Raw genomic sequence first — 12,664 nt, 5'->3', positions numbered from 1 at the left:
GGAGGCGCGGGCGCGCCTCAGAAATCGCCCCAGCGCGCCTGCAGCGCCGCCAGCGCGGCCAGACCGGCAGTCTCGGTGCGCAGGATGCGGGGGCCTAGACGCACGCGGCGGCAGCCGGCGGCATCGAAGGCGGCAAGCTCGAGATCGCTCCAGCCACCTTCGGGCCCGACGAGCAGGTGCACGCCCCCCGCGGGCGCTGGTTCATGCGCGAAGCCGGCCGCCCCGCCGGGGGCGAGCACGTAGTTGAGCGCGCCGCGATGCCCCGCCAGCCAGTGCGCCAGCGGCTGCAGCGGTCGCACCTCGGGGATGCGATTGCGACCGCACTGCTCGCAGGCCGACACCGCGACCTGCTGCCAGTGGGCGTGGCGGCGCTCGGCACGCTCGCCCGCGAGCTTGAGCACCGAGCGCTCGGCCTGCACCGGCTGGATCGCCGTCACGCCGAGCTCGACCGCCTTCTGCACCACCCAGTCCATCTTGTCCCCGGAGGCCAGCGCCTGCACCAGCACGACGGTCAGCGGCGACTCCCGATCGACGCCGCGCGGCGACTCGAGCCGCGCATGCACCGCCTTGCCGCGCACGCTCAGGGTCGCGTCGGCCTCGTTGCCCTCGCCGTCGAACAGCACGACCGGCGCACCGTCGCGCAGGCGCAGCACGCGCACGGCGTGGTGGGCGAGCGCCTCGGGAAGCGCGATCTCGCCCGCTGCGGAAAGCCGGCCAGGAAAGTGGAAGCGTGAAATCATCGTAAGATTATAGGCCCGGGCATCGCCCATCCGACCGACGAGGAGCCCCCCATGCCTACTGCCGCGCTGCGTCTCGCGCGCGCCCGTGCGCTCGAATCCCTGGTCCGCGACATCGCCCGCGAGGAAATCCTGCCGCGCTACCTGAAATCCGCCCGCAACCGCAAGGCCGACGGCTCGCTGTTCACCGAAGCCGATCTCGAATCCCAGCGCCGCTTCTGCGAGGCGCTGCCGAAGTTCCTCCCCGGCGCCGTGCTCGGCGAGGAGATGACTGCGGCAGAGCAGGGAGACTGCTGGAACGAGGGCGCGCGCGGCCTGTGGTGCATAGACCCGATCGACGGCACGACCAACTTCGCCAACGGCATCCCGCTGTTCGCGGTCTCGATTGCCTACATGATCGATCACGAGCCGGTGATCGGCGTGGTCTACAACCCGATCACGGACGAATCCTTCTACGCCGCACGCGGCGCCGGCGCCTTCCTCAACGGCAACGAGCTGCCGCTGCGCGCCGGCGCCTCCAGCCTGCGCGACGCGGTCGCGGGGGTGGACTTCAAGCGCATCAGCCATCACCTCGGCGACGAGCTCGCCGTGCGCCCGCCCTACTACTCGCAGCGCAACTTCGGCTCCAGCGCCCTCGAGTGGTGCTTCGTCGCTGCCGGCCGCCTGGACGTCTATGTCCATGGCGGACAGATGCTGTGGGACTACGCGGCCGGCCATCTGATCCTCTCCGAGGCGGGCGGCCAGGCCGAGGCGCTCGATGGCGGCAAGCTGCTGTCCGGCCCTGCGATCAAGCGCGGGGTGATCGCCGCCGCCAGCCCGACGCTGTTTACCGAGTGGTCGGCCTGGATCAAGGGCCACTCCTGAGCAGGAGGCGAATGCGGGCACCCGGGCATTGCGCGGCGCCCGGGCGCCGCCAGCCCTCTTTTCGGCCGCATTGCGGCGACGCACAATATCGCCTGACCAGCATCACGCCAGCGGCGGAGCGCACCATGTCCATGAAGCACCCGATCATCGCGGTCACCGGCTCGTCCGGGGCGGGCACCACGACCGTGAAACACACCTTCGAGGCGATCTTCCACCGCGAGAACGTCAACGCGGCGATCGTCGAGGGCGACAGCTTCCACCGCTACACGCGCGCCGAGATGAAGGCGCTCATCGAGGAGGCCGAGAGCAAGGGCAGGCGCGGCATCAGCCACTTCGGCCCCGAAGCCAACCTGCTGCCCGAACTCGAGACCCTGTTCCGCGCCTATGGCGAGGCGGCCACCGGCCGTCGCCGCTACTACATCCACAACGAAGCCGAGGCCATGCGCTGGAATCTGCCGCTCGGCACCTTCACCGAATGGGAGGACCTGCCGGTCGGCACCGACTGCCTGTTCTACGAGGGCCTGCACGGGGCGCTGGTGACCGAGGACGTCAACGTCGCCCGTCATGTAGACCTGCTCATCGGCGTGGTGCCGACGATCAACCTCGAGTGGATCCAGAAGCTGCACCGCGACACCAAGCTGCGGGGCTACACCGCCGAGGCCGTGCAGGACACCATCCTGCGCCGCATGCATGACTACGTGCATTACATCGTCCCGCAGTTCGCCTGTACCCACATCAACTTCCAGCGCGTGCCGGTGGTCGACACGTCGAATCCATTCATCGCCCGCGACGTGCCGACGCAGGACGAGTCCATGGTGGTGATCCGCTTCCGCGACCCGCGCGGCGTCGATTTCCCCTACCTGCTGCGCATGATCCACGACGCCTTCATGAGCCGCGCCAACACCATCGTGATCCCGGGCGGCAAGCTCGACCTCGCGATGCAGCTGATCCTCACGCCGCTGATCTGGAAGCTGATGGAACGCCGCCGGCAGTGGGTCTAGGCGCGACGCAAGGGCGGGCGACCCGTGTACGCGCGCTGCGCATCGACCCGATCGGGCGCACGCTGTAATTGCACCGCAACATTGGCATCCGCAGGGTCTTTTAAGGGATAATTGCGGCTTTTCTGATGGTGGCCTTCGGCCCGAGAACAGCATGCAGTCGACCCGCAACGTCAAGCCCCCGGTCTTCAACCCCATCACCGGCGCGATCCGTGCCCTGGCGATGGACGCCGTGCAACAGGCCAATTCCGGCCACCCCGGCGCGCCGATGGGCATGGCCGAGATCGCCGAAGTGCTGTGGCGCCACCACCTCAAGCACAACCCGGCCAATCCAAAGTGGGCCGACCGCGACCGCTTCGTGCTGTCGAACGGCCACGGCTCGATGCTGATCTACGCGCTGCTCCACCTCACCGGCTACGACCTGCCGATCGACGAGTTGAAGCGCTTCCGCCAGCTGCACAGCAAGACCCCGGGCCACCCCGAATACGGCTACGCCCCCGGCATCGAGACCACCACCGGCCCGCTCGGCCAGGGCATCACCAACGCGGTGGGCATGGCACTCGCCGAGAAGATCCTCGCCGCCGAGTTCAACCGCCCCGGCCACGACATCGTCAACCACCACACCTACGTCTTCCTGGGCGACGGTTGCCTGATGGAAGGCATCTCGCACGAGGCCTGCTCGCTCGCCGGCACCTGGGGCCTGGGCAAGCTCGTGGCCTTCTACGACGACAACAACATCTCGATCGACGGCCATGTCGACGGCTGGTTCACCGACGACACGCCGAAAAGGTTCGAGGCGTATGGATGGCAGGTCATCCGCGACGTCCAGGGCCACGACCCGGTGGCGATCGAAGCAGCGATCCAGCAGGCCAAGGCCAACACCACCCAGCCCACGCTGATCTGCTGCAAGACCATCATCGGCGCGGGCGCACCGAACAAGCAGGACAGCCACGACGTGCACGGCGCCCCGCTCGGCGCGGCCGAGATCGAGGCTGCGCGCGCCCACATCGGCTGGAACCACCCGCCCTTCCACATCCCGGCCGACGTGTACGCCGCCTGGGACGCCCGCACCAAGGGTGCCTCGCTCGAGGCGCAATGGAACGCTGCCTTCGCCGCCTACCGTGCCGCCCACCCCGAGCTCGCCGCCGAGTTCGAGCGCCGCATGGCCGGCGAGCTGCCCGCCGACTGGGACGCCCACGTCGCCGCGGTGCTGGCCAAGGTGACCGACAAGGCCGAGACCATCGCCACCCGCAAGGCCAGCCAGAACGCCATCGAGGCCTACGCGCCCAAGCTGCCCGAACTCCTCGGCGGCTCGGCCGACCTCGCCGGCTCCAACCTCACGCTGTGGTCGGGCGCCAAGGGGGTCAGCAAGACCAGCGGTGGCAACTACGTGTATTACGGCGTGCGCGAGTTCGGCATGGCGGCGATCGCCAACGGCGTCGCGCTGCACGGCGGCCTGATCCCCTACACCGCCACCTTCCTGATGTTCAGCGAGTACGCGCGCAACGCCCTGCGCATGGCTGCGCTGATGAAGATCCGCCAGATCTTCGTGTTCACCCATGATTCGATCGGCCTCGGCGAGGACGGCCCCACCCACCAGCCGGTGGAGCAGACCGCCACGCTGCGCCTGATCCCCAACATGGACGTGTGGCGCCCCTGCGACACCACCGAATCCGCCGTCGCCTGGGCGAGCGCGATCGCGCGCAAGTCTGGCCCGACCGCGATGTGCTTCTCGCGCCAGAACCTGCCCTTCCAGACCCGCAGCGCAGAGCAGGTCTCCGCGATCGACCGGGGCGGCTACGTGCTGTCCGAGGCCGCAGGTGGCAAGCCGCAGGCGGTCGTCATCGCCACCGGCTCCGAGGTCGCGCTCGCCATCGCCGCGCAGAAGACCCTGGCCGAGCAAGGCGTCGCCGTGCGCGTGGTGTCCATGCCCTCGACCAACGTCTTCGACCGCCAGGACGCCGCGTACAAGGCGAGCGTGCTGCCCGCCGGCCTGCCGCGGGTCGCGGTCGAGGCCGGCTGCACCGACGGCTGGTACAAGTACGTCGGCCTCGAGGGCCGCGTGATCGGCATCGACCGCTTCGGCGAATCGGCCCCGGCGGGCGAGCTCTTCAAGTATTTCGGCATCACCGCGGATGCGGTGGTGCAGGCAGTGCAAGCGGTGCTCTGACGAGGACCTGGCACGGGAGCGGCTCCGGAGACGGACCGCTCCCGTTGCACATGGGGACGCCGCCCGACGCGGGCCGGCAGGGCATCGGCAAGGACAAACACCCGGTTTATCACCGTTTTTTCAGGGAGAAGCATCGATGAGCATCAAGGTCGCCATCAACGGTTTCGGTCGTATCGGTCGCTGCACGCTGCGCGCCATCTACGAGCAGGGCCTGCAGAACGAGTTCGAAGTGGTCGCCATCAACGCCTCCGGCGATCTGGCCACGAACGCCCACCTGCTCAAGTACGACACCACCCATGGCCGCTTCGCCACCTCGGTCGAGACCGAAGGCGAAAGCATCATCATCATCGACGGCAAGAAGATCCCCTTCTACTCCACCAAGGACCCCAAGGGCGTGAACTGGGGCAGCCACGGCGTGGACGTGCTGCTCGAGTGCACCGGCGCCTACACCACCAAGGCCAAGGCCCAGGCCCTGCTCGACATGGGCGCCAAGCGCGTGCTGATCTCCGCCCCGGGCGGTGACGACGTCGACACCACCATCGTCATGGGCGTGAACGAGGAAGTGCTGCGCGGCGACATGACCGTCGTCTCCAACGCCTCCTGCACCACCAACTGCCTGGCCCCGGTCGCCAAGATCCTGGCCGACAGCGTCGGCATCAAGCAGGGCCTGATGACCACGATCCACGCCTACACCAACGACCAGGTCACCGTGGACGTGCGCCACAAGGACCTGCGCCGCGCGCGTGCCGCCGCCGCCAACATCATCCCGACCAAGACCGGCGCCGCCAAGGCCGTCGGCCTGGTGCTGCCGCAACTCGTGGGCAAGGTCGATGGCTTCGCGCTGCGCGTGCCCACGATCAACGTCTCGCTGGTCGACCTCACCTTCACCGCCGAGCGCGCCACCACCAAGGAAGAGATCAACGCGCTGATGACCGCCGCGGCCAACGGTCCGCTGAAGGGCATCCTCGCGGTCAACACCGAGCCGCTGGTGTCGTCCGACTTCAACCACACCACCGTCTCCTCCACCTTCGACGCCACCCAGACCCGCGTCATCAAGGGCGAGGACGGCTCGGTGCTGGTCAAGGTGCTGGCCTGGTACGACAACGAGTGGGGCTACTCCTGCCGCATGCTCGACGCCGCCCGCGCCTTCTACAACGCCAAGTAAGCCGGCCCCGATCGCAAACCCATCGACGCCCTGTCCCGCAGGGCGTTTTCACGAGCCCAATACGATCATGCAAGTCAAGAAACTCGCCGAACTCGACGTGCGCGGCAAGAAGGTGTTCATCCGTGCCGACCTCAACGTGCCGCAGGACGAGGCCGGCAACATCACCGAAGACACCCGCATCCGCGCCTCGATTCCCTCCATCCGCTACTGCCTCGACAACGGCGCGGCGGTAATGGTCACCTCCCACCTCGGCCGTCCGACCGAGGGCGAACTGCACGCCGAGGACTCGCTGATGCCGGTGGCCGTGCGCCTGGGCCTGCTGCTCGACAAGCCGGTGCGCCTGATCCAGAACTGGGTCGATGGCGGCTTCGAGGTGAAGCCGGGCGAGGTCGTCCTGCTCGAGAACTGCCGCTGCAACAAGGGCGAGAAGAAGGACAACGAGGAGCTGGCGAAGAAGATGGCCGCGCTGTGCGACATCTACGTCAATGACGCCTTCGGCACCGCCCACCGCGCCGAGGCCACCACCCACGGCATCGCCCGCTTCGCCCCGGTGGCCTGCGCCGGCATGCTGATGGGCGCCGAGATCGACGCGCTCTCCCAGGCCACGGAGAACCCGGCCCGCCCGCTGGTGGCCATCGTCGGCGGCGCCAAGGTGTCGACCAAGCTGACCATCCTCAAGACCCTGGCCGAGAAGGTCGACCAGCTCATCGTCGGCGGCGGCATCGCCAACACCTTCCTCCTCGCCGCCGGCAAGCGCATCGGCGAATCGCTGGCCGAGCCCGAGATGGTGCGCGAAGCCCAGCAGGTCATGGACATCATGAAGGCGCGTGGCGCCGAAGTGCCGCTGCCGGTCGACGTGGTGGTGGCCGACGAGGTCTCGGCGCTCGCCCGCGCCAACCGCATCCCGGTGGACGAGGTCGGGCCGCACGACCGCATCCTCGACTTCGGCCCGAAGAGCTCCGCCAAGCTCGCCGACATCATCGCCCACGCCGGCACCATCGTCTGGAACGGCCCGGTCGGCGTGTTCGAGTATCCCCAGTTCGCCGGCGGCACCAAGATGATGGCCTCGGCCATCGCCCACTCCGAGGCGTTCTCGATCGCGGGCGGCGGCGACACCCTGGCGGCGATCGCCAAGTTCCACATCGCCGAAGACGTGGGCTACATCTCCACCGGCGGTGGCGCCTTCCTCGAGTTCCTCGAAGGCAAGACCCTGCCGGCAATCGCGGCGCTGGAAGCACGTTTCGAGAGCTGAGCGCTCGGGAGCAATTTTCTGTGGGAGCGGGCTTGCCCGCGAATAGTGCGGCTGGACAGTTGCCATTCGCGGGCAAGCCCGCTCCCACAGCTCCGCTCCACAGCTCCGCTCCCACAGATGCAATCCCGCAGCCGCCGCTCCAGCTGTCCCTCTCCCACGGGGTCGCCTCCGCGCTGACGACCGGGGGCGCCAGCGCCTCCAGGGGGCGCTGCTAGAATGCGGCGAATACCCCTACCGGAGCGCCCGGATGTCCCGCCACACCAAGATCGTAGCCACCCTCGGCCCAGCCTCGTCCGACACGCAGGTCCTGCAACGCATGGTCCAGGCCGGCGTCGATGTGGTGCGAATGAACTTCTCCCACGGCAAGGCCGAGGACCACATCGCCCGTGCAGACGGGATTCGCGAAGCCTCGGCGCTTGCCGGTCGTCCGGTGGGCATTCTCGCCGACCTGCAGGGCCCGAAGATCCGTGTCGGCCGATTCGCAGAAGGTCGTATCACCCTCACCCGGGATCAGGCCTTCATCCTCGATGCACGCTGCGACCTGGGCAACAGCGAGCGTGTCGGGCTGGACTACAAGGACCTGCCCAAGGACGTGAAGCCGGGCGACGTGCTGCTGCTCGACGACGGCCGCCTCAAGCTCACCGTGCAGCGCGTGCTCGGCCACGAGATCCACACCACGGTGAAGGTCGGCGGCGAGCTGTCGAACAACAAGGGCATCAACCGCCAGGGCGGCGGGCTCACGGCGCCGGCGCTCACCGCCAAGGACATGGACGACATCCGCACCGCGGCGCAGATCGGGGTGGATTTCGTCGCCGTATCCTTCCCCAAGAGCGCGGCCGACATGTACATGGCGCGCCAGCTGCTGCGCGCGGCCGGCAGCACGGCGCTGCTCATCGCGAAGATCGAGCGCACCGAAGCGGTCGCCAACCTCGTGGAGATCCTCGACGCCTCGGACGGCATCATGGTCGCGCGTGGCGACCTCGCGGTGGAGGTCGGCGACGCGGCGGTGCCGGCCCTGCAGAAGAAGATGATCCGCGCCGCGCGCGACCGCAACAAGCTCACCATCACCGCCACGCAGATGATGGAGTCGATGATCACCAGCCCGGTCCCGACCCGCGCCGAGGTCTCGGACGTGGCCAACGCGGTGCTCGACGGCACCGACGCGGTGATGCTGTCGGCGGAGACGGCCGCGGGCAAGTTTCCGGTCGAGGTGATCGAAGCGATGAGCCGGGTGTGCCTGGAAGCCGAGAAGTCCGCCGAGGTGAGTCTGGACCGCGAGGTGCTCAACCGCGTGTTCACCCGCATCGACCAGTCGATCGCGATGGCGGCGATCTGGACCGCCTACCACCTGAAGGTCAAGGCGATCGCCTCGCTCACCCAGACCGGCTCGACTGCACTATGGATGAGCCGCATGAACGCCGGCGTGCCGATCTACGCGCTCACACCCGAACCCTCCGCGCGTAATCAGATGACGCTCTACCGCGAGGTCTATCCGCTGCTGATGAGCCAGACCCATCAGGACCGCGACGTGCTGCTGTGGGAGGCCGAGCAGGTGCTGCTCGAGCAGGGCGTGGTCGAGTACGGCGACCTCATCGTGCTCACCATCGGCGAACCGATCGGCGCCTCGGGGGGCACCAACACGCTCAAGATCGTACGCGTCGGCGAGCATCACATGCCGGGCACGCTCGACGACCCGGTCTGAATCGCTTTCGCCACGACACAGGCTAAAATATCTGCTTTCGATCGCACCGCCGCCGCGCGGCCCCCTACCGGAGAGACTCATGCCCCTCGTTTCCATGCGCCAGCTGCTCGACCACGCCGCCGAGCACAGCTATGGCCTGCCCGCCTTCAACGTGAACAACCTCGAACAGGTCCAGGCCATCATGGAAGCGGCGGCCGAGTGCGACAGCCCGGTGATCATGCAGGCCTCGGCCGGCGCGCGCAAATACGCGGGCGAGGCCTTCCTCCGCCACCTGATCGACGCCGCGGTCGAGGCCTATCCCAATATCCCGATCGTCATGCACCAGGACCACGGCCAGAGCCCCGCGATCTGCATGGGCGCGATCCGCTCCGGCTTCTCCAGCGTGATGATGGACGGTTCGCTGCTGGAAGACGGCAAGTCGCCGTCGTCCTATGAGTACAACGTCGCCGTCACGCGCGAGGTGGTGAAGTTCTCGCACGCCATCGGCGTCAGCGTCGAGGGCGAGCTCGGCTGCCTCGGCTCGCTCGAGACCGGCCAGGCCGGCGAGGAAGACGGCGTCGGTGCCGAAGGCACGCTCGACCACAGCCAGATGCTGACCGATCCCGACCAGGCCGCCGACTTCGTCAAGCAGACCGACTGCGACGCGCTCGCGATCGCCATCGGCACGAGCCACGGCGCCTACAAGTTCAGCCGCAAGCCCACCGGCGACATCCTCGCCATCGAGCGCATCAAGCAGATCCACGCCCGCATCCCCAACACCCACCTGGTGATGCACGGCTCGTCGTCGGTACCGCAGGAACTGCTCGAGATCATCCGCCAGTACGGCGGCGACATGAAGGAAACCTACGGCGTGCCGGTCGAGGAGATCGTGCAGGGCATCAAGTACGGGGTGCGCAAGATCAACATCGACACCGACATCCGCCTGGCGATGACCGGCGCGGTGCGCAAGTTCCTGGTCGAGAACCCCTCCAAGTTCGACCCGCGCGAGTTCAACAAGCCCGCGCGCGAGGCCGCCAAGCTGGTGTGCAAGGCCCGCTTCGAAGCCTTCGGCTGCGCCGGCATGGCGAGCAGGATCAAGCCGGTGTCGCTGGAGAAGATGGCCGCGCGCTACAAGGCCGGCGAGCTGACGCAGGTCGTGCGCTGAGCCCCTGCCCCGCCCCCTGAAAGACGCGCCTCCGGGCGCGTTTTTCGTTCAGTGCTCAGCGCTCCATCGCCCGCATCCTTGCCGCCCCTTCGGTCTGCAGGAACTCGAGCAGCGCATCGAGCGCCGGCGTCATCGGTCGGTCGGTACGTGACACCACGTTCCACTCCCGGATCACCGGCGTATCGGCCACGTCCAGCCGCAGCAGGCGCCCGCTTTCCACCTCCATCGCGAAGGTGTGGTGCGACAGGAAGGCGATGCCCATGCCGGCCATCACCGCCTGCTTCAAGGTCTCGTTGCTGCCGAGCTCGTCCGCCGCCAGCGGCTTGACACCATGGGCGCGCAGGAAGCGCTCGAGGTTGTCGCGCGTGCCCGAGCCCTGCTCGCGCAGCAGCAGGCGCTCGTCGGTGAGCGCCGCGGGCGGGATGTGCCTGCGTCCGGCCAGGCGGTGGTCGGGGCGGGCGACGAAGGACAGCCGGTGCGGCGCGAAGGGGATGCGCCGCAGGTCCAGCCCGCGCGGCGGCTGCCCCATGATCGCCACGTCGCAGCGCTGCTCCTGGATCAGCGCGCGCACATGCTCGCGGTTGGCCACCGTGAGCCGGAACGTGATGTCCGGGAAGCGCCGCCCGAACTCGGCGAGCAGATAAGGCACGAAGTATTCCGCGGTGGTGATCGCCACCACATCCAGCGTGCCGGCCGCCACGCCGATCCGCGCCTTGAGCTCGACCTCGGCGAACTCGAGGCTGTGCACCACCTGCCGCGCCGCACGCACCAGGATCTCGCCCGCCGGCGTCAGCCGGATCTCGCGCCGGCCATCCACCAGCACCTGGCCGACGATCGCCTCCGCGTCGCGGATCTGCATCGAGATCGCCGGCTGGGTCAGATGCAACAGGCGGGCGGCCTGCGTGAAGCTCGCGCTGTCCGCGACCGCCACCAGGGCGCGAAGCTGCTTGAGGGTCAGACGCTGGGCAAGCTTCATCAGATATCCTTATCTCAATAATACAAAAAACGTCATTGGAGCTTATTTAACGAGGCGCTTATTGTCCAGTCACCACCGCTTGACGGTCACAAAAGGAAGGAGACACGACATGGGCGCCGCAGACACCCCGCAGCAGATCCTCGACCCCAAGAAGCGCTACCAGGCCGGCGTGCTGAAGTACGCCCAGATGGGCTACTGGGACGCCGACTACGAGCCCAAGGACACCGACGTGCTCGCCGTCTTCCGCATCACCCCGCAGGAAGGCGTCGACCCGATCGAAGCCGCCGCCGCGGTGGCCGGCGAGTCGTCGACCGCGACCTGGACCGTGGTGTGGACCGACCGCCTGACCGCCTGCGACATGTACCGCGCCAAGGCCTACCGTATCGACCCGGTGCCCGGCCAGGAAGGGCAGTATTTCTGCTGGGTGGCCTACGACCTGGACCTGTTCGAGGAAGGCTCGATCGCCAACCTCACCGCCTCGATCATCGGCAACGTGTTCAGCTTCAAGCCGCTCAAGGCCTGCCGGCTCGAGGACATGCGCCTGCCGGTGGCCTACGTGAAGACCTTCCGCGGCCCGCCCACCGGCATCGTGGTCGAGCGCGAGCGCCTGGAAAAATACGGCCGCCCGCTGCTGGGCGCGACCATGAAGCCCAAGCTCGGCCTCTCGGGGAAGAACTACGGCCGCGTGGTGTATGAGGCCCTGCGCGGCGGGCTGGACTTCACCAAGGACGACGAGAACATCAACTCGCAGCCCTTCATGCACTGGCGCGACCGCTTCCTGTACTGCATGGAAGGCGTGAACCAGGCCGCAGCGCAGACCGGCGAATCCAAGGGCCATTACCTCAACATCACCGCCGGCACCATGGAGGAGATGTACAAGCGCGCCGAATTCGCCCGCGACCTCGGCTCCTGCATCGTCATGATCGACCTCATCGTCGGCTGGACCGCCATCCAGTCGATGAGCAACTGGTGCCGCGACAACGACATGATCCTGCACCTGCACCGTGCCGGCCACGGCACCTACACCCGGCAGAAGAACCACGGCGTGAGCTTCCGCGTCATCGCCAAGTGGCTGCGCCTGGCCGGCGTCGACCACATGCACGCCGGCACCGCGGTCGGCAAGCTCGAGGGCGACCCGATGACCGTGCAGGGCTTCTACAACGTCTGCCGTGACATGGTGACGAAGCAGGACCTGCCGCGCGGCCTGTTCTTCGACCAGGACTGGGCCAGCATCAAGCGCGTGATGCCGGTGGCCTCGGGCGGCATCCACGCCGGCCAGATGCATCAGCTGCTCGACCTCTTCGGTGATGAAGTGGTGCTGCAGTTCGGCGGCGGCACCATCGGCCACCCGATGGGCATCCAGGCCGGCGCCACCGCCAACCGTGTCGCCCTCGAGGCCATGGTGCTCGCCCGCAACGAAGGCCGCGACATCGCCAACGAAGGCCCGCAGATCCTCGCCGATGCCGCCAGGTGGTGCCAGCCGCTGCGCGCCGCGCTCGATACCTGGGGCGACATCACCTTCAACTACACCAGCACCGACACCGCGGACTTCGTGCCCACGGCGACCCCAGCCTGACCGGGAAACAGCCCCGCCCTTGTGGGCGCGGCGCTGGCCTCGTGGGAGCGGGCTTGCCCGCGAAAACGACGACCACGCGA

The 12,664-nt window shown here is 68.0% G+C and carries 10 protein-coding genes; 8 read left to right on the top strand and 2 right to left on the bottom strand.

The window, feature by feature from the left end:
* Positions 1–17: 17 nt before the first annotated feature.
* The gene (locus AAG895_RS05610; RefSeq protein ID WP_345794549.1) at positions 18–740 is read right to left on the bottom strand and encodes a 16S rRNA (uracil(1498)-N(3))-methyltransferase; all 723 of its coding nucleotides are present in this window, start codon (positions 738–740) and stop codon (positions 18–20) included.
* 51 nt (positions 741–791) lie between these two features.
* Between AAG895_RS05610 and AAG895_RS05605 the strand changes: the two genes are divergently transcribed.
* The 7 genes from AAG895_RS05605 (at position 792) to fba (ending at position 10,032) form a co-directional block, all read left to right on the top strand.
* Entirely contained in the window at positions 792–1,601 is an 810-nt protein-coding gene (locus AAG895_RS05605; protein ID WP_345794548.1) for an inositol monophosphatase, read from the top strand.
* A 125-nt stretch (positions 1,602–1,726) separates the two neighbouring features.
* Complete coding sequence (locus AAG895_RS05600; protein ID WP_345794547.1) at positions 1,727–2,602, top strand: phosphoribulokinase; 876 nt, start codon at positions 1,727–1,729, stop codon at positions 2,600–2,602.
* A gap of 151 nt (positions 2,603–2,753) precedes the next feature.
* Entirely contained in the window at positions 2,754–4,769 is a 2,016-nt protein-coding gene (tkt, locus tag AAG895_RS05595; protein ID WP_345794546.1) for a transketolase, read from the top strand.
* 136 nt (positions 4,770–4,905) lie between these two features.
* Positions 4,906–5,934 (top strand): type I glyceraldehyde-3-phosphate dehydrogenase, encoded by a 1,029-nt coding sequence (gap, locus tag AAG895_RS05590; protein ID WP_345794545.1) that lies wholly within the window; start codon positions 4,906–4,908, stop codon positions 5,932–5,934.
* 67 nt (positions 5,935–6,001) lie between these two features.
* Positions 6,002–7,186: a phosphoglycerate kinase gene (locus AAG895_RS05585; protein ID WP_345794544.1), complete on the top strand. Its 1,185-nt coding sequence runs from the start codon at positions 6,002–6,004 to the stop codon at positions 7,184–7,186.
* A 247-nt stretch (positions 7,187–7,433) separates the two neighbouring features.
* Positions 7,434–8,888, top strand: coding sequence for a pyruvate kinase (gene pyk / locus AAG895_RS05580; RefSeq protein ID WP_345794543.1), 1,455 nt, complete (start codon positions 7,434–7,436; stop codon positions 8,886–8,888).
* A 79-nt stretch (positions 8,889–8,967) separates the two neighbouring features.
* Positions 8,968–10,032: a class II fructose-bisphosphate aldolase gene (fba, locus tag AAG895_RS05575; RefSeq protein ID WP_345794542.1), complete on the top strand. Its 1,065-nt coding sequence runs from the start codon at positions 8,968–8,970 to the stop codon at positions 10,030–10,032.
* Positions 10,033–10,087: 55 nt separating this feature from the next.
* Here fba and AAG895_RS05570 read toward each other — a convergent pair whose 3' ends face one another.
* A complete protein-coding gene (locus AAG895_RS05570; protein ID WP_345794541.1) occupies positions 10,088–11,008 on the bottom strand; it encodes a LysR family transcriptional regulator in 921 nt (306 codons plus the stop codon).
* 109 nt (positions 11,009–11,117) lie between these two features.
* On the opposite strand from AAG895_RS05570, the gene AAG895_RS05565 reads away from it, so the two are divergent.
* Positions 11,118–12,584, top strand: coding sequence for a form I ribulose bisphosphate carboxylase large subunit (locus AAG895_RS05565; RefSeq protein WP_345794540.1), 1,467 nt, complete (start codon positions 11,118–11,120; stop codon positions 12,582–12,584).
* Positions 12,585–12,664: the final 80 nt, after the last annotated feature.

The organism is Thauera sp. JM12B12, from assembly GCF_039614725.1.
Taxonomy (GTDB): domain Bacteria; phylum Pseudomonadota; class Gammaproteobacteria; order Burkholderiales; family Rhodocyclaceae; genus Thauera.
Note: the sequence above shows the minus strand (reverse complement) of the source record. Positions and strands in the feature narration are given on the sequence as shown.